Origin of the sequence: Chryseobacterium sp. OV279 (assembly GCF_900128945.1) — a bacterium.
In the GTDB taxonomy this organism is placed as follows: Bacteria; Bacteroidota; Bacteroidia; order Flavobacteriales; family Weeksellaceae; genus Chryseobacterium.
Genome location: NZ_FQUD01000003.1, coordinates 924,363 through 944,067, shown reverse-complemented (window position 1 = coordinate 944,067; position 19,705 = coordinate 924,363). Strand labels below are relative to the sequence as shown.

The window sequence follows — 19,705 nt, the reverse complement described above, 5'->3', positions numbered from 1 at the left end:
AGAGTTAATCTACCATTGCCTCACCGGCCTTTCTGTAGATAAAACTTCCGTAAATGTGTCTTCTTGCAAAACGGCTTGGCGAATCAGCATTCACCATTTTGATATACGTGTTTTTTGGAACCCCAATATATTCGTACATATTTCCGTTCAGGTGCTGAACTTTCAAAATTGCCTTTTCAAGATAAAAATCCTGAATATTAGATTTTGTGATTGTTTCAGTATATTCTTCTTTATATTTTTCCTGTGTTTCCTGGTTGATGCTTACCAAGAAATGGTATGCTTCAATCACAGCCTTACTTTTTTCTTCTGCTTCCAGTTTCCCGGCTTCGTCGTCAATAAATTTATCAGGATGCGAATCTTTCATCGTATTTCTGTAAATTGTCTTTAATTCCTTTAAAGTAACGGTCTTATCAACATTAAGAAGCTTTCTGTATTCGCCTAATTTTTTCATAACTGTAAATCCTTATTTCGGGGTGCAAAATTAAGGAATTTAATTTAAAAAAACGTAACTTATTCATTATTAATTTATTTGATGCTTAAAAAACATCTGTTAGTCAGTGCTTTTTTGTTTTTTTAATGGACTTAATGAATTTTTCAAATTTCTTATGCTTTTTATTCACATCTTCTTTATTCAATGTACCATGTTCATTGGATTTCAATTCTTTAAAAGATGAATATTTTATAATTAGTTTCATTTTTACTTCATCTCAATCTCCACAACCTTCCTTCCATATTCCCCCAAATATTCCGTCAATAATTTTTCAAAGGATTTATAACCATCATCAACATTTGTGAAAATAACAATTCCATCCTTCGTCTTTGGAATGATGACGAAGAGGGTCTGTACTCCCTGATCTGCGCCACCATGAGACAAAGCAATGTTACCATCGCCCAAATCGTAGATTTCAAAGCCCAGACCAAATGATTTCCCTTGTTTAGTAATCACCTGACTGGTTTTCATATCTTCAAAAACTTTTTTAGAAAGTCCGTCACCATTCATCACACTGATTAAAAACCGGCTGTAATCTGACACCGTAGTCATAAGATCATCTGCTGCGTTGGCTGTTGATACTTTTACGGTTTTATACATTTTTCCATCCTTATCGTAGCCTTCTGAAAATCGGGAGGCATCCTTTTTTTCATCCCAGATATAGGAAGTATCGTTCATTTTTAAGGGCTGGAAGATCAATTCTCCGGCAAGCTCATTCAGTGTTTTGCCGAATTTCTTTTCTAGAGCTCTTCTCAGGTATTCAAGACCTTCTCCGGAATATTGATATTTTGTTCCGGGATCAAACTGAAAATTCAGTTTCTTATCCGCATTCATCCATCTCCAGTTGGGAAAACCAGTCTGATGGCTGAGAACTATTCTGGTGGTCAGTTTTTTATTTCTGGGATCTTGAGCAATGTCAGGATCTGTCCAATAATTGGCTAGAGGTTCATCAAGGTTCCATTTTCCTTTACTAACCAATTTTAAAGCAACCATTGCCGTCACAGGTTTAGTAACCGAAGCTACATTGAATAGCATATGATCAGGAGCCGGACTTCCTTTTGGGGATTCTCCGTATACTTTCACTTTTTCAAGTTTCCCGTTTTTAATCACACCGAGTCCTACATTCGGAACTTTGTTTTCCTTCATCCATTGTTCAAAAGCTTTGTCATGATCCATTTGAGCAGTCTGATTAGTTTGCGGATCAGATTTTCTCTCAGTCTGAGCAGATAAGTAAGAAGTGAAAAAATACAGGCTTATAATGACGGTCGCTTTTTTCATGGCAGGAAATATTTTGTTATGGATGTGTTCCAAAACTACGGTAAATTTTTATTTTGAAAGAGTTTTATTTCCGGACAAATTTCGGCTAAATTCCATTTCTATTGAATGTAGAGAATTGTTAGGTCTTATTTATTCTTTGTGTCTGCTTTTTCTATTTCTGTATCAATCAGAAGAATGAAATCTTCATATCTCTTTTTTGTATAAAAGAATTCTGAAGAACCGTTATTTTGAATTACTGGTGAATCCTTTAACTTTAAAAGCCGGTTTTTTATTCTGGTTAATACATTGATATCTTTGTTAGCGTTGAGCTTTAAAAAATGGATGTTATCAATTAAATCAATAAATAGATCATCATCACAAACGGTAAGGATATGAGCATAACACTCACTTTTCATAGATTCCAGCGTATTCGTATGGCTCAGCTCAGAGTTGTTTTTAACTGTTGAAAGGACCATACTTAATATTTCAATCTGATTACTTTTCCAATGAATAAGATCTTCTCTGAGCTTTTGCCAGTCTTCTTTTGTAAATGAGACAAGTCTTGAGTTGATATCCTGAACACCCGCGAAATACCAATAATCAGTGTCATAGAATTCACTCTTAAGAATGATCTCATAAAGGTCAATTACGCATCGCGATTTTGATTGAGATGAATAATTGGTTTTCCAGTTTATTAACCATTTAGAATAATCAGATGAATGTTCGGTCATAAGTTTGTATAGACATCAAATATACATAATATACCTATTGGAGATAACAAAATCTATTTGCGAATACGTTGTAAACCTTTGTGAACAGAAGTCTCGCGCAAATTTTGGAAATATAAATTTTTAGAAAATGTGTTATGGCACTGTTAGTTTTTCCGTTCGCTTTATCGATCAATTTGAAAAATTGATTCCTCTTTGTTTTTCTTAAATCAACAGCATGAATTTTAAACCTTTGCGTCTAAAAATCTCACTCAGATTGAAACCCGATCCAACAGGTTTTCAGAAACTATTAAAAATTCAATAGGGGTGGGCTTTAGCCCGCCCGCTCGTTATCATTCAAACAAAAACGGCTTTAGCCAAAACATAAAAAAAACAGGAGAATATCCTGTTTAATTAAGTTTGAAAAGCTTCTACCACGCAATTTCCAATCCATCACCGAAAAACTTTCCTGATGGACCATCCTGATCAATAGTGGCGTATTTGACAATGGCTTTGGTTCCCTGTTCTACAGTCTGATATCCGGTGTATCCGTTAAGATCCGTTGCCGTAAATCCTGGATTCACACTGTTGATTTTGAAGTGGGTATTTTTCAGTTCATAGGCAAGCATTACGGTAAAAGTATTGACGGCCGTTTTTGAACTGCAATAGGCCGTAAGTTTTACGTCATAAAATTCATAATCTGGATTACTGTGATTCGTCAGAGAGCCAAGGTCGCTCGAAACATTGACGATTCTTGGCTCATCAGATTTTTTCATCAGATCCAGAAAATGTTGGGTCACCTGAATAACGCCAAAGAAGTTGGTTTCATAAACAGTTCGCAGATTGTCTAATGATATGCTGGACGCATTTTGAGGCATTTCTCCCGTAATTCCTGCATTATTGATAAGCACGTCAAGTTTTGAAATTTTAGCTCCGAGCTCTTCTCGGGCGTGCTGAACGGAGAGTAAGTTGGTCACATCAATCTCCAGCAGGTCGATGTCATTAAATCCTGTCTTTTTAAGCTCTTCTACGGCTTTTAAACCTCTCTCCCGATCTCTGCTCCCGATGAAAACGAAATACCCAAGCTGTAAAAGCTGTCTCGCCGTTTCAAAACCTATTCCTTTATTGGCCCCTGTAATTAAAGCCGTTTTCTTTGTTGTCATAATTTCTGTTGTTAAATGATAGAGCAAAAATAGAAAGTGTATGACAGGGAAAATGGTGACCTCTTCTGTTTAAATGGTAACCTTTTCTGTTTTTTTAACCTGAATGGTTTTCATTTCTGAATTCTTTGGGAGTTTTACCCGTAAATCGTTTGAAAAATTTCGTGAAATTGGATGGGTCATAATCTAAAATTCTTGCAATTTCACTGATGGGTTTGTTGGTATTCACAATCAGATCCTTAGAAATAAGAACCAGTTTTTCTTCGTAGACGGCGCAGGGCGATTTTCCCAAAACCTCTTTAATAGTATCACTTAAGTGATTGGGATTGATAAACAGCAGGTCTGCAAACTCATTGATTTCATAAGCGGTTTCAACCTGCCCAGATACAAGTTCGTCCAAATGTTTATCCAGTTCAGAAACAAACTGACTGGCTATCTCTGACTGTCTTAAAGAAATACTTTTGTCCTGCTTTTTCATGAAAAATGGTGAAAAAATAATAACTCAAAATTATTGAATTAAATTGATTCCATAACTTAAATAACCAGGTTTGTCTTCCTAGTCTGAAATTTGAAGTTTACAATTATTAAACTGGCATTTGGCAGAAATTCAATAGGGGTGGGTTTTAGCCCGCTCACTCACCATTGTTCCATTAAAAACGGCTTTAGCCAAAACATAAAAGCAGAAGCGAAAACTCCTGCTTTAAAATTGTAATAATGAATTCTTTAGCTTTCCTGCAACACATAAGCTGCAGCAGCTTCTCTTGATGCTTCTACCATTGCAATCAATGCTTTTTCCGTTTCATCCCAATGACGTGTTTTCAAACCACAATCGGGATTAACCCAAAGTTGCTGAGCCGGAATGACAGCCTGCGCTTTTCTCAACAGATGAATCATTTCTTCTTTCGAAGGCACCCTTGGTGAATGAATGTCATAAACTCCCGGGCCAATCTCATTAGGATATTTGAAATCTGCAAAGGCCTGAAGCAGTTCCATCTGGCTTCTGGAGCATTCTATGGTAATCACATCGGCATCCATATCCGCAATATTCTGGATGATATCATTGAATTCGGAGTAGCACATATGGGTATGAATCTGCGTTGTATCTTCAACACCAGAAGCTGAAATTCTGAAGGCTTCTACCGCCCATTCCAGATACTGCTGCCATTCGGATCTTCTCAGTGGAAGCCCTTCTCTGATAGCCGGTTCATCAATCTGAATAATTCTGATTCCTGCTTTTTCCAAGTCGTTGACCTCATCGCGAATCGCTAATGCAATCTGTTTGCAGGTTACGGATCTTGGCTGGTCATCACGGACAAAAGACCATTGCAGGATTGTTACCGGACCGGTAAGCATTCCTTTTACCCATTTTTGAGTAAGTGATTGAGCATATTGAGACCAATAAACGGTCATGGGATGGGGTCGGTGAACATCTCCATAAATTACCGGAGGTTTTACACAACGGCTTCCGTAGCTCTGAACCCATCCGTTTTGAGTAAACGCAAATCCGGCAAGCTGTTCCCCGAAATATTCCACCATATCATTTCGCTCAAATTCACCGTGAACCAACACATCGATGCCGATTTCTTCCTGCCAGCGGATGGTTCTTTCGGTTTCTTTTTTTAATAGGTCATCATATTGTTCGGCAGTCAGTTCACCTTTTTTGAATTTCGATCTCCAGGCTCTTACTTCCTTAGTTTGAGGAAAGGAACCGATAGTTGTTGTTGGGAATAAAGGAAGCTGAAGAACATTCTGCTGATTCTCTTTTCTTATGCTGAAAGGACTTTTTCTCTGCGCATCATTTTCAGTGGTGATATCAACACGGTCTTTAACGGTCTGATTGTGGATCAGGGATGAAATTTTACGGTTGTCAATCGCTTTTTTATTTTCTGCAAACTGTTGCAAGGCTTGGTAATCTGCTTTTCCGGCAGCCAGTTTTTTTAAAGCAACCACTTCATGAACCTTTTGTTTGGCGAAAGCCATCCACTGTTTGATCTCAGGAGATAATGTGTTTTCATTGGTTTCCAGATCAAGGTCGAAAGGAGAGTGGAGCAGGGAGCACGACGGAGCGATGAAAACCCTGTCAGATCCGATGGTATTGACTACTTTCTCAATGAATCCCAATGATCTTTCAAAATCATTTTTCCAGATATTTCTTCCGTCTACAACACCTAAAGATAGGCTCAGTGTCTGTGGAACAGCATGTAAAACCTCATCCAACTGCTCAGGAGAACGGACTAGGTCGATGTGTAATACATCAACCGGAAGTGAAACTGCCAATGAAAGATTATCTTTTAAACCTTCAAAATAGGTAGCAACGATGAATTTCAGCTCAGGAAACTGACTTCTGATTTCGCTGTAAACCGATTGATAGATTTCTTTTGCTTTTTCAGTGAGGTCCAGTCCTAAAAACGGTTCGTCAAACTGTATCCATTGAGCACCGTGGTTCTCAAGTTCTTTTACAATTTCAATATATACCGGAAGAAGATGATGGATTAAATCAAGTTTATCAAATCCTTCTTCTTTTTCTTTTCCCAGGAGAAGATAAGTAAGTGGCCCGATGATGACTGGTTTTGCATTCACTCCGGCTTGTTTTGCACTGATGAATTCAGTAATGATCTTTTGGGAAAACAATCTGAACGGCTGGTTCTTTTGGAATTCCGGAACAATGTAATGGTAATTCGTATCGAACCATTTCGTCATTTCCATGGCAGTAATATCCAGATCATCTTTCTGATACCCTCTTGCCATTGCAAAATACAGATCAAGCTCTGAAGCAGATTTTCTGGCAGCAACTTCCTGATAACGCTCCGGAATGGCTCCAACACTTAGAGTCATATCCAAAACCTGGTCATAAAAAGAAAAATCGTTGCAGGGAATAAGATCGATTCCTGCTTCCTGCTGAAGTTTCCAGTTTTGCAGGCTGATGTTTTTTCCGGTTTCCAGAAGTTCATTCAATGATGTTTTGCCTGACCAATATTGCTCGCAGGCTTTTTTGAGTTCTCTATGGCGGCCAATACGCGGGCTGCCAAGTAGGTGCGTTTGCATGTTCTTACACTTTTAAATTAAACAATAATGATGTTAAAAGCTCTTTTAGAATGCTTCGCAACGCTGCCGGGAAAGAATGTTGAGGATATAGAGATACAATAAGGACGTAATTTTCCTGCTGACAGGGACGTTCAAAAAGTATCATCTGTATGACCCAAAGCTTCAGACCGCGAAAGCATTGTCAATTCAGACTAGGCAGGTCTCCTGACTTGTAACGGTTTCATCATCCTTCCCGCTTTCGCAGTGGATATTCATGGATAAAAACCTTTGGTATGTTACTTACAGTTGCGCGACAGCTCGTGATTCTCACACGATTCCCTATTAATCTACGTTATGTAAAACCTCTTCTGTTTGATGAAGGATGTTAAAGAACAAAATCTGGGCTAAAGGTATTGATTAAAGTGGATTGATTGGTTGAATTGAATAAAATAAGAATGTAATTTGGTTTTAGATTGATTTTAAAGCGAATTATTCTGTAAATTTGAAAAACATAATCCCAAAAAGAATATTATTCTGTGGAAAGACTTGACGAAAAGGATCTTCAGTTGCTTAGAATCCTGCAAAAGAATGCTAAACTGACGGTAAAGGAACTTGCCAAAGAAATTAATCTCTCACCTTCACCTGTTTTCGAACGGATGAAAAGGCTGGAACAGGCCGGATATATTAAACATTATGCAGCCGTTTTAGAAGCTGAAAAACTGAATAGGGGATTTACCGTTTTTTGTCAGGTCAAGCTTAAGATGCATGACCGTTCCGTAGGCAACCAGTTTGTGGAAGATATTTTACAAATCGATGAAGTGGCGGAGTGTTATAATATTTCCGGAGATTTTGATTTTCTGCTCAAAGTTCAGGTAAGAGATATGAAGCATTATCAGGATTTTGTATTCAATAAGTTGGGTTCATTGGATACCATAGGCAGCGCACACAGTACTTTTGTCATGGCTGAAGTGAAAAATATCCACGGGGTAAGTATTTAAAAATAAAAACAGCACCCGAAAACGAATGCTGTTACAATTTCTGAATCTCTAAATCATTAAATTTTTAAATGATTCAATCTTTAAATAAATTTACGGCTCATCACAGTCCTGCTTCAGCTTCACAAAGATCTTGTCAAATTTCTTATACAATATTCCATCATCATCCGGTTCAGCCCTGAAACTGGCGTTTGCACAGTTGTGAAAGCCCATTCCCATAAGGTCGATGAGTGCATAATCATCTTTTCGGAGATCATTAAGCTGATCATTAAATCTGGTCATCACCGCATGTGGATCAGCATTATTTTTGCTTTTTTCCTTTGCAAATTTTTCCCATACGGCATACATTTTCTCTTTATCCGGAGAAGAAACGGCATCAATATATTCTTTGCAGGTATTGTAAAACTGACTGTTTTTGAGTGATGCAGGATTAGAATAGGCATTGAGTTCTTCTTTTTTGAGCTGGTATTCTCCTTCAAAAGCTTTAATAGTTTCCTGATGAATTTTTTTCCATTCCGGAAGATTGATTACTTTAAGATTGTACAGTTCTGCCTTTTTTTGCTGATATTGTTTATCCAGTTGCTGCAGATAGGTGTTTTTATTTTTTCTGATATCTTCAAGATCTGAAAGCTTAAACACCGTATGATTATCAAAAGCACCTCCGTTCAGGGTGTACAGAAGTTTAAAAACGCCGTCTATTTCCTCTTTTTTGTATTTTCCCGGATCATAATATCCTTTGTTATCGCAGTTGAAAGTCTGGTAAGCATAAAGAGCCAGATTGTTGGTCTTACCAGCTGTTTTCTGTCCAAAGGCTGATACAGAAAGGGCTACAGAAAGGATTAGTATTAATTTTTTCATATAATTTGTTGTGTGATGTAATTCAGAAAGCCTTTCTGAATGTGCCTGTAAAATTAATATTTTGAATTTTTAAACACAAATTGCACTAATGTTTTTCACTAATGACACAAATGTTGTAGGTATGCTTGTGAAAATTTGTGTTTTAAATTTGTGCTATTCGTGGTTTATGATGCATTTCTGTTTTATTTGTAAACGCAAATGACACGAATATTTTTCACTGATGACACAAATGTTGTAGGTATGCTTGTGAAAATTTGTGTTTTTAATTTGTGTTCTTCGTGGTTATAGTATGTTTAATCAAGATAATTTACATTAAAAATACCTCTTTTAAATTCTACTTTTACCTTATCACCATTTTTATATTCAAAAATTGATTTTAGACCTTTCGCTTTTCTTTTTTTATCAATCAATTCTATTGCATTATCGTCATGGATGGAGTTTCCTTTCCCACCATCCATCCAGAAGACCATTGCTTCTTTATGGTTGATGACTTCATAAGTATTAATTATGTGTTCTTTTTCGGTTTGAAAGTTGGTGAACAATAAAATCTGGATCAATAATGTTCTAAATGCCCACAAGGCAAAAAAAGCAGAATATAAACATACGCTAATGATTTGAAGAATTTTTGTGGCTTTTATACAGATAGACACAACTATGGCGATAACAACTGCTATCACCAATAAATATCTCCACGAGAAGTCCTTAAAACTTTGCAGATCCTGATCTAAATAGTGTTCTTTGATAAAAGGTTTTAAAACAAAAGTATCAAGACAGAAGAGTAGGACTAATATAATGAGCAGAATAAAATAAGGTTTTGAAATTAATTTTTTTGTTTGTTCAGATCGTGTCATTTTTAATATTTGTCTATTAATATCAGGAAGCCTACATTTTTATCAAAACTTGTGTACTGGGAAATCGTTTTCAGCATGAGAATACTAAAAAGCAGAATGGCAGAGACAGCAAATACTCCGCTAATCTTTATCCCAAGAGATTTGTTCATCTCATTTAGCTATTTAAAACTTCTCTGATCTGGGTTTCCATATCTTCGATGTTTTTAAACTTCCTCAACGTTATGTTTTTGCCTGTCTTCTTAAGTTCTTCAATAATATCGAGCACCAGCTCCAAAGGCTCTTCTTCAAAACCAAATAAATTACTGTCGAAATTGGTTCCTACAACCAGGCCATCATTATTCATTCCGAGACACCAGTTTTCTACAAAATCATTCAGTGGAACAGATGAAACTTCATAATGGCTCCATTCATCTGCTATACAAGATTTTGCCCTTGCCTTATCAGACCAGAAACAAATGATCTGTACTGGCTCTCCATCTTCATATTCCAGTTCATTGGAATAAGAGACGGCATAACCGTTTTCATCCTTTAAGGCATAGATAGTTTCTGTTTCGCTAACCTTTTTTATAAAATCTTTATGACGGTTTTCTACCGTAATATGATCCTGTATCATTCCGTTTTTCTTTAAGATATTTTGGAGACTATCATTAACCTTTCATCATAAAACTATTGATATAATTTTAATGACTTGTAATCATACACATATTTCACATCCTTGTTTTTGATGGTAATATCTTCACTTCCGGGTTTCAAAACTAACGAATCTGAATCAAAACTAAAAGTGATCCCATCTCCTGATTCTTTGATTCGCAGGATGTCCGTTAATTTTTTTTCCTCATTATTGGGTTCAATGTCCAGATTTCCGAGATATTTGATCTTTCCTTTTTCTAATAAATAGGCATCTCCACCGAAAAAATATTCATATGCTTGCTGGCAGACGATAATGATATTTCCGTTCTGACTGTTCTTATAAAAATAAGGTTCATAAAGATATGCCTCTCCGGAACCTTGAGATTGGTAAATAATTTCGTTTTTATGATTCAGCAGTAAAAGTCTCTTTCCGAAGTCTTCTTCAGTGTCGGGTAGAGTAATCTTGCCATCAGTAAATTGGAAATTTCCTGCTACAATCTTATTTCCTTCCACAGAAAAAGCCTGCTCAATATCGAATCCTTTGATTTTTAAATCAGAAATTTTATCAGGTTTAAATTCAGTATATGGAGCATCTTTTACAACCTCAGCTTTAATTGGAGTTGTTGTTTCTTTTTCTACTGTTGCTTTATTTTCCTTTTGGGGCTTTTCTTTACAAGATGCGAGAGTGAGTAAAGCTAATGCGGGTAATAGTTTTTTCATCTTATTTTCTATACAATGTTTTTAATACGCAGATATTGAATAAGCATAATGGTCTTTGCATCCATGATTTCTCCGCTATCTATCATCGAAAGCGCATCATCAAATGAAAGTTCCAGAACTTCAATGTTTTCGCCTTCTTCTTCAAGTCCGCCGCCATCTGCTATTTTCATCTCAGAAGAATATTCTGCAATGAAAAAATGAAGGATCTCCGTTACAGAGCCTGGCGACATATAGGCTTCAAATACTTTCTCCACTTTTGAGATTTTGTACCCGGTTTCTTCTTCGGTTTCTCTTTTGATACATTCCTCCGGATTGTCATTGTCCAGCAGGCCTGCGCAGGCTTCGATAAGCATTCCTGTGGTATTTCCGTTGATGAACGTAGGCAATCTGAACTGTCTCGTCAAAATCACAGTACCTGAAGTTTTGTTATAAAGCAGGATCACGGCCCCGTTTCCTCTGTCATAGGCTTCTCTGCTTTGGGTTTCTGTAGTTCCGTCTTTTTTGGCGATGGTGTAGGTGACTTTGTTTAAAGTGTACCAGTTGTCAGAAAGAATTTCTGTTGTAATAATGTTGATCTTAGGATTCTGCATCGTAGCTGTCTTCTTTTGTTAGATTGATTGGTGTCCTGATGGAATTTATATAAGTGCTAAATTAATATTTCTTTTTCAACACAGCTTTAAAATACCCTTAAAATAAGGCGGTCGGGACAACAGTTTTTATTTATGCATCAATACATTATTTGCCTTTCAGATGTTTTTTTAAATAAACGGAGGTCGCAGAATTTTTTGCAGACAGCAAATTTTCCACAGTTCCTTCGAATACAATGTTACCACCGAGTTTTCCTGCTCCCGGACCGATATCAATAATCCAGTCGGCTTGAGCAATGATATCCAGATTATGTTCAATAACGATGAGGGTATTTCCCTTATCAACCAGTTCCTCAAGGAAAGATAAGAGCTTTTCATTATCAATAGGATGGAGTCCTGTGCTGGGTTCATCCAAAATAATGATTTGATCGGTATGATTCAGTTCTTTGGTCAGCTTTAAACGCTGTCTTTCACCACCTGAAAAACTGTCCAGCCTTTGTCCGAGCGTCAGATAGTCCAATCCTAATTTAATCAGCAGACTGAGCTCATGTTCAAACCCGGATTTCGGGAAAAAGTGAAGTGCTTCCAAAACGGTCATATTCATAATGTCAGCGATATTTTTTTCTTGGTACTGATACTGTAAAACCTCAGGCCTGTATCCTGATCCGTGGCAGACTTCACAAGGCTGTTCAATATCATCCATAAAAGCAAGGTCTATTTTTTCAACCCCTAATCCCCTGCAATTCGGACATGCGCCTTCTCCGTTTCTGCTGAAAAGTTTTTCAGAAACATGGTTGGCATTTGAAAAAAGCTTCCTTACGGTATTTGACAGATTCAGATAGGTTAAAAGGTTTGAGCGGCTGCTCGCTGTGAAAACGGACTGATCTACTACGGTTACCTGAGGGTAGAACGATGGTAAAACTTTATTGATGAGTGTGCTTTTTCCTGAACCCGCTACACCCGTTACTACGGTCATGATTCCGGTAGGTATTTTGAAACTGACATTTTTTAAATTGTGAAGATGACCGTTTTTTATTTCAAGAAAACCTTTTGCTGATCTGGGGTTGGTATTGTAAACCCTTTCTCTGCTGAAATAGCTGGCTGTTTTGCCTTTCGCATTTTTTAAATTCCTGAAGCTTCCCTGATACATGATTTCACCTCCGTTTTTTCCTGAACCGGGACCCATATCAATAATCAAATCAGCTATTTTGATCAGATCCGGATCATGCTCCACAATCAGGACTGTATTTCCCTTGTCCCGTATTTTTTTGATGATATCTACAATATGATCAATATCTTTCGGATGGAGACCAATACTGGGTTCATCAAAAATATACAAGAGGTCTACGAGACTATTCCCCAACTGTTTGACCATTTTTATCCGTTGGGATTCCCCGCCTGAAAGTGTGGCTGTTTGCCGGTCCAGACTCAGATACTGTAAACCTACATCCAGGAGGTTTTGAAGTTTCTTTTCAAGTTCCTGTATGACGGAAGCATATTTTTCAGCGGGTATTTTCTGGATAAAACTGAGTAAATCATCGATGGATAAAGCTGTACAATCTGCAATGTTTTTACCGTTTATTGTACAGGTCAGTACCTTTGAATTGAGACGCTGTCCTTTGCAAACAGGGCATTCTTTAGTAATGATGACTTTCTTTAAAGTATCTTTTCTGGTGACATTTTCTTGTGAATCCTTTTTTAGAAATGAGTTTTCTATTCTTGGAATGACGCCTTTATATTTTACGGTCTTTCCCCATTCTTTATTTGGATTTTTAGGAGTGTGCTCTTCTGCATTTAATAATAGTTCCCATTCATCTTTTGTAAAATTTCTAAGTTTTTTATCATTATCAAAATAGCCTGAATGAATATAGCGGGTCAGTCTCCAGCCACCGGGCTGAAATGTCGGAAACTGTATGGCCCCTTCGTTCAGCGATTTGTTTTTGTCAAAAAGAGTGTCAACGTTTACCGTCTGTACATAGCCCAATCCTTCGCACTCACGGCACATTCCCTGTGGATTGTTAAATGAAAATACGTTGGAGTACCCAACAAACGGTTCTCCAATTCTGGAAAAAAGCAATCGAAGGGAAGCATAAATATCCGTGGCAGTTCCTACGGTAGAGCGTGCGTTTCCACCCAATCTTTTCTGATTGATAATAAACGGTACATTCAGGTTCTCGATTTTATCTACATTGGGAATCCCAAAATTCTGCAGCCGGTTTCTGACAAAGCTGTTTTGTGTTTCGTTGATCTGGCGTTGCGCTTCGGCTCCAATGGTTTCAAATACCAAAGATGATTTCCCGGATCCGGAGACTCCCGTGAAGACCGTTATTTTGTTCTTTGGAATACGTAATGAAATATTCTTCAAATTATTCTGTCGGGCGTGGATAATAATAATCTCTTTCATAATATTTTCATTAACTTTGTTAATAGTTAACTAAGTTAAGTATTTTTCATGAAACAACAGAATAATGATTTTTTTGATGTCTTTACAGATTTACAGTGTTTTATACTGGCGAATATGAATAAAGGAAATATCAGTGGGGTAACGGCAACCCATTACAATATAATAGAGTATGTGTACCGAAAAGAAGAGGCGACCGGAAAGCAGATTTCCAAAGCATTTAATGTGAGCCATGCTGCCGTGTCAAAACAGATCAGATTTTTAATGGATAATGATCTCATCAAACAGAAACAAAGCAGTTCCGACAGAAGAATATTTAATCTTTCTGCCACAGAAAAAGGCCAATTTTTAATAAACAATTCTGAAGATTTCCGAAAAACCGTTACTGATCAGGTTTCAGCTGTCCTGGATAATCATGAATTACAGACACTCACAGTCCTGCTGAACAAGGTTTTGAAAAATATTAAAATATAAAAACACACAGAAATCCGGATATGTTCCTAACTATTTTGTTGCTCACTGATCTTTTTTCAACAAATCCTCCAAGGCCCCTTTCAGATCAGGAAATTTAAACTGAAATCCCGTCTCCTGAATCTTTTGTGATGAAGCCCTTGAACCTTCCAGTAAAGCATCTGCCAACTCTCCGAATATCAGTTTTAAAACAAAAGCAGGTACATTCGGCATAAACAATGGCTTGTTCAGGACCTCCGCGATCTTTTTGGTTAAATTCTCATTGGTGGTATGTTGCGGAGAAACGGCATTATAAGCCCAATTCATAGCTGAATTCTTTAAAGCAGCTTCGTAAATAGAGCAGATATCTTCAATATGGATCCACGGCATATACTGTTTTCCACTTCCCAAAGCAGATCCGATCCCGTATTGTATCGTTGGGAGCATTTTCTTCAGGGCTCCGTCTTCTTTGGAGAGGACAACGGCTGTTCGTATTTTTACCACTCTTTCGGTGAGATTCTGCTCTTTGAAATCGTCTGCAGCTCTTTCCCATAAAACCACCACTTCACTGAGAAAGTCATTTCCCGGAGGGTCATTTTCTGTATATATTTTGTCCGTAGTTACGGTACCGTAATAATTGATCCCTGAAGCGGAAATAAAGGATTTTAGCTTTATATTTTTCTTTCGTAGCGTTTCCAGAAGCAGTCCCGCAGAATCTACACGGCTGGAGATCAGTTCCTGTTTTCTTTCTTTGGTCCAGCGTTTTTCAGAAATATTGGCTCCCGCCAAATGAATGATGTGGGAAACATTGTCCAGTGCAGATTCATCTATTGTTCCTTTTTTGATGTCCCATTCAAAATCATTCTCATGTTTTTTCTTTCGGGTAAGGAAGCGAACGGTGAATTCTTTTTCTATCTTTTTAGACAGTTTACGGGCGATCATGCCGCCGGCACCGGTTATCAGAACGATTTCTTTCATAATACGATATTTAGGAATGGTGTGAGATTAGGACTGACTTTTAACGATCAGAACAAAATCTTCTTCTAAAAGTTTATAACCATAGTCATAAATAAATCTATATTCAGAGCCATTTTTATACACTTTCAGGTTGGTGAAGTAATCGAAATCAAAACCCAAGCCATCCATCCTCGATTTGGCAATTTTTGCTTTACCGTCCGTATTTAATTCCATCAGAATACGGTAATTTTTGCGGAGTCTGTTGTTTACATTCCGCATCAGATTGGTGGAGTCTTTATTCTGCTTATTATTGTAGGCGTTCCGGCAGGCATCATTGCAGAATTTTTTATCAGATCTCCCGATAATTTTTTCGCCACATTCAATACATTCCATGTTTTTATTTTTTCATTTTGTGGGTATGCTCGTGTTTTTTTCTTAAAAGTCTTTTGAATCTCGTATGGGTGGGATAGCTTCTGTTTGGCGTCATATTATTGAATAACAGGGCGGCAAGGAGAAGAATAATACAGCCTGATAAAACAGGTGAAAGAACGTACCAGTAGCCCAATTCAGGAATCTTACCCACAGAACTCACAGCGATCAGGGCCGTAGCGCCTCCCGGTGGATGAAGGGTTTTGGTATATTGCATCAATACAATGGAAAATGCAACGGCCAGCGGGGCCGAAAGCCAGATAATATCGGGAACAATTTTATAAACAGTAACACCTACAATTGCTGAAAGCACGTGTCCTCCCACAAGGTTTCTAGGCTGGGCCAAAGGACTCTGGATCGCTCCATAGATCAAAACACTGGAGGCCCCGAAAGATCCGATCAGGAATATATTTTCGGTAGCGGAAACAGAGTGGGACTGGATAAATGCAATAAGTCCAATACCTACAAATGCTCCCAGAAACGACCAGAAATGTTCTTTATAATCAACCAGGGTTTCTTTGTAGATTACATATTTTGATACCCTGAATGTTCTTTTTATAGTCTTCTTCATTAATCTTCTTTATTTTTTATAAGTTGAATTAAATTCTTTACGAAAGGTTTTGTATACGTTCCATTTTCATCATAATCAGGATCCAGAACGGTGATTTGTATTCCGAAGCATAGGGGAGAATGAAGCAGAGGTTTCAGGATTTCTCTTAGATTTTCATAATCAATTCCATCTTCCATTCTGCTGTCTACGGCAGGCATCAGTTCGTCTTTCAGAACATCAACGTCAAGGTGAATGAAAAATCCGTCCAGAGCTTTGCTGCTAACCATCTTTAGAAAATCTTCTGCTGTTTTTTCAAAACCATTTTTTCTCAATTCATACACATCAAAATAATGAATATCTGAATTGATAATCTGTCCTACATATTCTTTATCATGCGTTTCTGCATTTCCGGCACAGAAAATATTTTCTTCCAAAAAATAAGGCTTAAGTCCCTGAATATTGGTTAACTTTTCATGCCCCATTCCGGTAACAATAGCAAGATCAAGCCCTGCAGCGGCAGCTGTTTCCGAAAGATGAACAGGAATGAAATCCGTATGTCCGTCCAAATAAAATAATCCGAAATTTCCAAGTTTCTTTAAAGCCAGGGCCGTTCCTATTAAAATGCTGCAGTCACCACCAAGCATAATATTGAAGGAATCTTCTTTGTTATTTTTTAAGATGAAATCAGCCTGTTTTTGGGCATATTCTACAATACCGTCTGCATTTAAAACACCTGATTCCTGATCAAGTTCCATCGAATAATCCGGTGCTTCCAGTCTGAAAATATGTTGAGGATTGATTTCTTGATGGAAATCAAATTTTCTGAGCCAGTCCGGAAGTTTTCTGACACCGGGCTCAGTTTCGTGCTCTTTTTTCTTTAATCCCAAATTGAGAGGAAACTCAAAAATATTGATGTCCCTTTTCATAGATGATATTTCCTCAAAGGTACGGAATTATCCGTTTGAAAACGGGTAAAACCATACATTGTATTCTTTTCAGATGTTTTTTGCTCATTGCTATGATGAGAATAATTAAAGAAAATGGCGATAATATTTTAAAAATTTAATGACTGGAAATAGATATTAAATTTTTATCCCTGAATTAAAAAATAATCACAATTTTTTTTCAATTACAAACAAAATAGATTTTAACGACATACTTAATGGAATAATTTTAAAAAAACCAGATGAAAATTATTCGACAACAAACGAATACAAATGAATTTAAATAGTTTATAACCGACTAAGCCAGTGTGCTGTGACAATCTTTGCAACAGAGATTTGAGAAAGAAAGTGAACGTCTCTTATCTGAATTATTAATCTTAAAAATTTTAAAGCTATGTCACTAAGAAACAAAGTAACATTAATTGGTTACACAGGAAAAGAAGTTGAAACCGTAAACTTCGAAAGCGGAAGCGTAAAAGCAAGCGTGTCTTTAGCCACCAGCGATCATTATACCAATGCGAAAGGTGAAAAAGTAGAAGAAACACAATGGCACAATCTGATTGCTTTCGGAAAAACAGCTGAGATCCTTCAGAAATATGTACCGAAAGGAAAAGAAATTGCTATTGAAGGAAAGCTTATCTACAGATCGTATGATGATAAGGATGGTGTAAAGCGATATATTACAGAGATCAGAATCGATGAAATCCTGCTATTGGGGAGTAAATAATTTTAAAAACACAAATGATGAAAGTAAAAGTTTTTAAAATCAGACTTCCGGAAGAATTTCTCTATAAAGATCAAAGAATGCTTGATGATTTCCTGGAAGTAAACGAAATTATAAAAGTGGAAACCGCTTTTGTAAATGATGAATGTTATTGGTCCGTGGTCCTGTATTTTGAAGAGGCTAAAGCCGCTAAAAATGTTGTGAAAGAGCCAAAAGCAGTTAAGTACTCTGCAGATAATGATGTCTTAAACTCAGATGAAGAAAAAATTTTAGATGCCCTGAAATACTGGAGATCAGAGAAGGCGAAAGAACAGAATCTCCCCATTTATTTTATCGCGAGTAATAAAGAACTGATGTCTGTGGCCAAGTATAAGCCTGTGAAAAAAGAAGAATTGCTTGACATCAAAGGTTTCGGAAAACATAAGATTGAAAATTATGGTGAAGAGATTTTAGAAATCCTTGAAAGCGTCTGATTTTTCGGACTTAATGATGATAATCCATCGAAGACTGGGGAAGATTCTTTCCTCAGTTTTTTATGTTTCGGAAAAGTCCTTTCAATTCCCTATTTTTGCATATATCAAAATGACATACAGCAAATGAAGCCAAGTTTAGCAAAAGGAACGAGAGATTTTACAGCACAGGAAGTTTCCAGAAGAAAATATATCATCAATATATTACAGAATAATTTCGAATTGTTCGGATTTCAGCCATTGGAAACACCAAGCTTTGAAAATCTTTCTACTTTGACAGGAAAGTACGGGGAAGAAGGTGACCGACTGATTTTTAAAATTTTAAATTCAGGAGAGTATGCTTCAAAAGTGAATCAGGAAGACTGGGATAATAAAAACCATCAGAAACTAATCTCCCAAATTTCAGACAAAGCCCTTCGTTATGACCTTACGGTACCTTTTGCAAGATTCGTAGCGATGAATCATGGGAAACTGACTTTTCCTTACAAACGTTATCAAATCCAGCCGGTTTGGAGAGCAGACCGTCCACAGAAAGGTAGATTCAGAGAGTTTTACCAATGTGATGCCGATGTAGTGGGAAGCGAAAGCCTTTTACAGGAAGTAGATCTGGTTCAGTTGTATCTGAAATCGTTTTCTGATCTTAAAATTCCTGTTACCATTCATATGAACAACAGAAAGATCCTTTCCGGTCTTGCAGAATATGCGGGTATTACGGATAAACTGATTGAATTTACAGTGGCCCTGGACAAACTTGATAAGATCGGGAAAGAAGGTGTGGTGAAGGAGTTATTAGAGAGAGAAATTTCTCAGGAGTCTATAGATAAATTAGAATTTTTATTTAACCAATCGGATGATGCCCTGGAAAACCTTCTTCAACTGAAAGAGAAGTTTGCAGACAGTGAAATTGGACTGAAAGGAGTGGAAGAACTGGAATATGTTCTGACACAGTCTCTGAATCTTGGTGTAGATATGCAGAATCTTGTATTCAATATTACACTGGCGAGAGGTCTGGATTATTACACCGGAGCTATCTTCGAAGTAAAAGCAGATGAGGTAGCGATGGGATCTATCGGCGGCGGCGGAAGATATGACAACCTTACTGAAGTATTCGGAGTGAAGAACATTCCGGGAATCGGGATTTCGTTCGGTCTGGACAGGGTGTATCTGGTCATGGAAGAACTTAATCTTTTTCCTGAAGAAGCTACCACTCAGGTAGAATATCTGTTTGCTAATTTCGGCGGAGAAGGAACTGTAGACGCTTTGAAACTGATTATGCAGTTGAGACAAAAAGGAATCTCTGCAGAACTTTACCCTGAAAATGCAAAACTGAATAAACAGTTTACCTACGCCGAGAAGAAAGGAATTAAAAACCTGGTGTTCTTGGGAGAAGAGGAAATAAAAAACGGAACAGTTACTTTTAAAGATCTTACAGCAGGAGAGCAGAAAACGCTTTCTCAGGAAGAATTTTTAGGATAATATCTGGGAAAACATAAAAAAAAGC

General features: G+C 37.2%; 22 protein-coding genes and 1 riboswitch. Of the genes, 5 read left to right on the top strand and 17 right to left on the bottom strand.

From position 1 onward, the window contains the following. Positions 1–4: 4 nt before the first annotated feature. The 6 genes from BUA72_RS16815 to metE all read right to left on the bottom strand — a co-directional run bounded on the left by BUA72_RS16815 (position 5) and on the right by metE (position 6,659). Positions 5–451: a KTSC domain-containing protein gene (locus BUA72_RS16815; RefSeq protein ID WP_047456126.1), complete on the bottom strand. Its 447-nt coding sequence runs from the start codon at positions 449–451 to the stop codon at positions 5–7. Between the two features lie 246 nt (positions 452–697). Beyond that, positions 698–1,768 carry a serine hydrolase domain-containing protein gene (locus BUA72_RS16810; protein ID WP_072924031.1) on the bottom strand — a complete coding sequence of 357 codons (1,071 nt, stop codon included), beginning with the start codon at positions 1,766–1,768 and terminating at the stop codon, positions 698–700. 125 nt (positions 1,769–1,893) lie between these two features. Then, the gene (locus BUA72_RS16805; protein ID WP_072924029.1) at positions 1,894–2,478 is read right to left on the bottom strand and encodes a hypothetical protein; all 585 of its coding nucleotides are present in this window, start codon (positions 2,476–2,478) and stop codon (positions 1,894–1,896) included. Positions 2,479–2,885: 407 nt separating this feature from the next. Beyond that, a complete protein-coding gene (locus tag BUA72_RS16800) occupies positions 2,886–3,617 on the bottom strand; it encodes an SDR family oxidoreductase (protein ID WP_072924028.1) in 732 nt (243 codons plus the stop codon). Positions 3,618–3,711: 94 nt separating this feature from the next. Further along, positions 3,712–4,092 (bottom strand): helix-turn-helix domain-containing protein, encoded by a 381-nt coding sequence (locus BUA72_RS16795; protein WP_072924026.1) that lies wholly within the window; start codon positions 4,090–4,092, stop codon positions 3,712–3,714. A 245-nt stretch (positions 4,093–4,337) separates the two neighbouring features. Beyond that, a complete protein-coding gene (gene metE, locus BUA72_RS16790; protein WP_072924025.1) occupies positions 4,338–6,659 on the bottom strand; it encodes a 5-methyltetrahydropteroyltriglutamate--homocysteine S-methyltransferase in 2,322 nt (773 codons plus the stop codon). Between the two features lie 176 nt (positions 6,660–6,835). Then, a riboswitch (cobalamin riboswitch) is annotated at positions 6,836–7,020 on the bottom strand. A gap of 154 nt (positions 7,021–7,174) precedes the next feature. Here metE and BUA72_RS16785 point away from each other — a divergent pair. Beyond that, complete coding sequence (locus tag BUA72_RS16785; RefSeq protein WP_034725285.1) at positions 7,175–7,636, top strand: Lrp/AsnC family transcriptional regulator; 462 nt, start codon at positions 7,175–7,177, stop codon at positions 7,634–7,636. Positions 7,637–7,726: 90 nt separating this feature from the next. On the opposite strand, the gene BUA72_RS16780 is transcribed toward BUA72_RS16785, so the two are convergent. From BUA72_RS16780 to BUA72_RS16755, 7 genes are all read right to left on the bottom strand, one after another. Then, positions 7,727–8,491, bottom strand: a complete 765-nt coding sequence (locus BUA72_RS16780; RefSeq protein ID WP_072924023.1) for a hypothetical protein — start codon at positions 8,489–8,491, stop codon at positions 7,727–7,729. A gap of 293 nt (positions 8,492–8,784) precedes the next feature. After that, positions 8,785–9,342, bottom strand: a complete 558-nt coding sequence (locus tag BUA72_RS16775; RefSeq protein ID WP_072924022.1) for a hypothetical protein — start codon at positions 9,340–9,342, stop codon at positions 8,785–8,787. Positions 9,343–9,344: 2 nt separating this feature from the next. After that, positions 9,345–9,491, bottom strand: coding sequence for a hypothetical protein (locus BUA72_RS24510; RefSeq protein ID WP_175548911.1), 147 nt, complete (start codon positions 9,489–9,491; stop codon positions 9,345–9,347). A gap of 5 nt (positions 9,492–9,496) precedes the next feature. Continuing rightward, positions 9,497–9,955, bottom strand: a complete 459-nt coding sequence (locus tag BUA72_RS16770; protein ID WP_072924020.1) for a DUF2750 domain-containing protein — start codon at positions 9,953–9,955, stop codon at positions 9,497–9,499. Positions 9,956–10,008: 53 nt separating this feature from the next. After that, a complete protein-coding gene (locus BUA72_RS16765) occupies positions 10,009–10,692 on the bottom strand; it encodes a hypothetical protein (protein WP_072924019.1) in 684 nt (227 codons plus the stop codon). Between the two features lie 8 nt (positions 10,693–10,700). Beyond that, positions 10,701–11,282: a GDP-mannose pyrophosphatase NudK gene (gene nudK / locus BUA72_RS16760; protein WP_072924017.1), complete on the bottom strand. Its 582-nt coding sequence runs from the start codon at positions 11,280–11,282 to the stop codon at positions 10,701–10,703. A gap of 145 nt (positions 11,283–11,427) precedes the next feature. Further along, positions 11,428–13,683, bottom strand: a complete 2,256-nt coding sequence (locus BUA72_RS16755) for an ATP-binding cassette domain-containing protein (RefSeq protein WP_072924016.1) — start codon at positions 13,681–13,683, stop codon at positions 11,428–11,430. A 48-nt stretch (positions 13,684–13,731) separates the two neighbouring features. On the opposite strand from BUA72_RS16755, the gene BUA72_RS16750 reads away from it, so the two are divergent. Continuing rightward, the gene (locus BUA72_RS16750) at positions 13,732–14,154 is read left to right on the top strand and encodes a MarR family winged helix-turn-helix transcriptional regulator (protein ID WP_072924014.1); all 423 of its coding nucleotides are present in this window, start codon (positions 13,732–13,734) and stop codon (positions 14,152–14,154) included. Positions 14,155–14,196: 42 nt separating this feature from the next. Here the strand turns inward: BUA72_RS16750 and BUA72_RS16745 are convergent, their stop codons facing one another. From BUA72_RS16745 to BUA72_RS16730, 4 genes are read right to left on the bottom strand one after another with little or no spacing between them, the layout of a single operon-like run. Then, positions 14,197–15,108, bottom strand: a complete 912-nt coding sequence (locus BUA72_RS16745; protein ID WP_072924013.1) for a TIGR01777 family oxidoreductase — start codon at positions 15,106–15,108, stop codon at positions 14,197–14,199. Between the two features lie 27 nt (positions 15,109–15,135). Then, positions 15,136–15,480 carry a DUF2116 family Zn-ribbon domain-containing protein gene (locus BUA72_RS16740; protein ID WP_047456112.1) on the bottom strand — a complete coding sequence of 115 codons (345 nt, stop codon included), beginning with the start codon at positions 15,478–15,480 and terminating at the stop codon, positions 15,136–15,138. A gap of 4 nt (positions 15,481–15,484) precedes the next feature. Continuing rightward, a complete protein-coding gene (locus BUA72_RS16735) occupies positions 15,485–16,087 on the bottom strand; it encodes an HPP family protein (protein ID WP_034725296.1) in 603 nt (200 codons plus the stop codon). Beyond that, positions 16,087–16,992: an arginase family protein gene (locus BUA72_RS16730; RefSeq protein WP_072924011.1), complete on the bottom strand. Its 906-nt coding sequence runs from the start codon at positions 16,990–16,992 to the stop codon at positions 16,087–16,089. The genes BUA72_RS16735 and BUA72_RS16730 overlap by 1 nt, the downstream gene beginning before the upstream one ends. A 412-nt stretch (positions 16,993–17,404) precedes the next feature. Between BUA72_RS16730 and BUA72_RS16725 the strand changes: the two genes are divergently transcribed. From BUA72_RS16725 to hisS, 3 genes are all read left to right on the top strand, one after another. Beyond that, positions 17,405–17,737 carry a single-stranded DNA-binding protein gene (locus tag BUA72_RS16725; RefSeq protein WP_072924010.1) on the top strand — a complete coding sequence of 111 codons (333 nt, stop codon included), beginning with the start codon at positions 17,405–17,407 and terminating at the stop codon, positions 17,735–17,737. A 14-nt stretch (positions 17,738–17,751) separates the two neighbouring features. Further along, positions 17,752–18,207 carry an HRDC domain-containing protein gene (locus tag BUA72_RS16720; protein WP_228407908.1) on the top strand — a complete coding sequence of 152 codons (456 nt, stop codon included), beginning with the start codon at positions 17,752–17,754 and terminating at the stop codon, positions 18,205–18,207. A gap of 123 nt (positions 18,208–18,330) precedes the next feature. Beyond that, positions 18,331–19,680: a histidine--tRNA ligase gene (gene hisS, locus BUA72_RS16715; protein ID WP_072924007.1), complete on the top strand. Its 1,350-nt coding sequence runs from the start codon at positions 18,331–18,333 to the stop codon at positions 19,678–19,680. Positions 19,681–19,705 lie beyond the last annotated feature (25 nt).

Coding starts and splice junctions, on each gene's coding strand:
- hisS (WP_072924007.1), top strand. CDS start 18,331: ATGAAGCCAAGTTTAGCAAAAGGAACGAGAGATTTTACAGCACAGGAA.
- BUA72_RS16720 (WP_228407908.1), top strand. CDS start 17,752: ATGATGAAAGTAAAAGTTTTTAAAATCAGACTTCCGGAAGAATTTCTC.
- BUA72_RS16740 (WP_047456112.1), bottom strand. CDS start 15,480: ATGGAATGTATTGAATGTGGCGAAAAAATTATCGGGAGATCTGATAAA.
- BUA72_RS16770 (WP_072924020.1), bottom strand. CDS start 9,955: ATGATACAGGATCATATTACGGTAGAAAACCGTCATAAAGATTTTATA.
- BUA72_RS16805 (WP_072924029.1), bottom strand. CDS start 2,478: ATGACCGAACATTCATCTGATTATTCTAAATGGTTAATAAACTGGAAA.
- BUA72_RS16765 (WP_072924019.1), bottom strand. CDS start 10,692: ATGAAAAAACTATTACCCGCATTAGCTTTACTCACTCTCGCATCTTGT.
- BUA72_RS16775 (WP_072924022.1), bottom strand. CDS start 9,342: ATGACACGATCTGAACAAACAAAAAAATTAATTTCAAAACCTTATTTT.
- BUA72_RS16795 (WP_072924026.1), bottom strand. CDS start 4,092: ATGAAAAAGCAGGACAAAAGTATTTCTTTAAGACAGTCAGAGATAGCC.
- BUA72_RS16745 (WP_072924013.1), bottom strand. CDS start 15,108: ATGAAAGAAATCGTTCTGATAACCGGTGCCGGCGGCATGATCGCCCGT.
- BUA72_RS16810 (WP_072924031.1), bottom strand. CDS start 1,768: ATGAAAAAAGCGACCGTCATTATAAGCCTGTATTTTTTCACTTCTTAC.
- metE (WP_072924025.1), bottom strand. CDS start 6,659: ATGCAAACGCACCTACTTGGCAGCCCGCGTATTGGCCGCCATAGAGAA.
- BUA72_RS16800 (WP_072924028.1), bottom strand. CDS start 3,617: ATGACAACAAAGAAAACGGCTTTAATTACAGGGGCCAATAAAGGAATA.
- BUA72_RS16815 (WP_047456126.1), bottom strand. CDS start 451: ATGAAAAAATTAGGCGAATACAGAAAGCTTCTTAATGTTGATAAGACC.
- BUA72_RS16730 (WP_072924011.1), bottom strand. CDS start 16,992: ATGAAAAGGGACATCAATATTTTTGAGTTTCCTCTCAATTTGGGATTA.
- BUA72_RS24510 (WP_175548911.1), bottom strand. CDS start 9,491: ATGAACAAATCTCTTGGGATAAAGATTAGCGGAGTATTTGCTGTCTCT.
- nudK (WP_072924017.1), bottom strand. CDS start 11,282: ATGCAGAATCCTAAGATCAACATTATTACAACAGAAATTCTTTCTGAC.
- BUA72_RS16755 (WP_072924016.1), bottom strand. CDS start 13,683: ATGAAAGAGATTATTATTATCCACGCCCGACAGAATAATTTGAAGAAT.
- BUA72_RS16735 (WP_034725296.1), bottom strand. CDS start 16,087: ATGAAGAAGACTATAAAAAGAACATTCAGGGTATCAAAATATGTAATC.
- BUA72_RS16750 (WP_072924014.1), top strand. CDS start 13,732: ATGAAACAACAGAATAATGATTTTTTTGATGTCTTTACAGATTTACAG.
- BUA72_RS16725 (WP_072924010.1), top strand. CDS start 17,405: ATGTCACTAAGAAACAAAGTAACATTAATTGGTTACACAGGAAAAGAA.
- BUA72_RS16780 (WP_072924023.1), bottom strand. CDS start 8,491: ATGAAAAAATTAATACTAATCCTTTCTGTAGCCCTTTCTGTATCAGCC.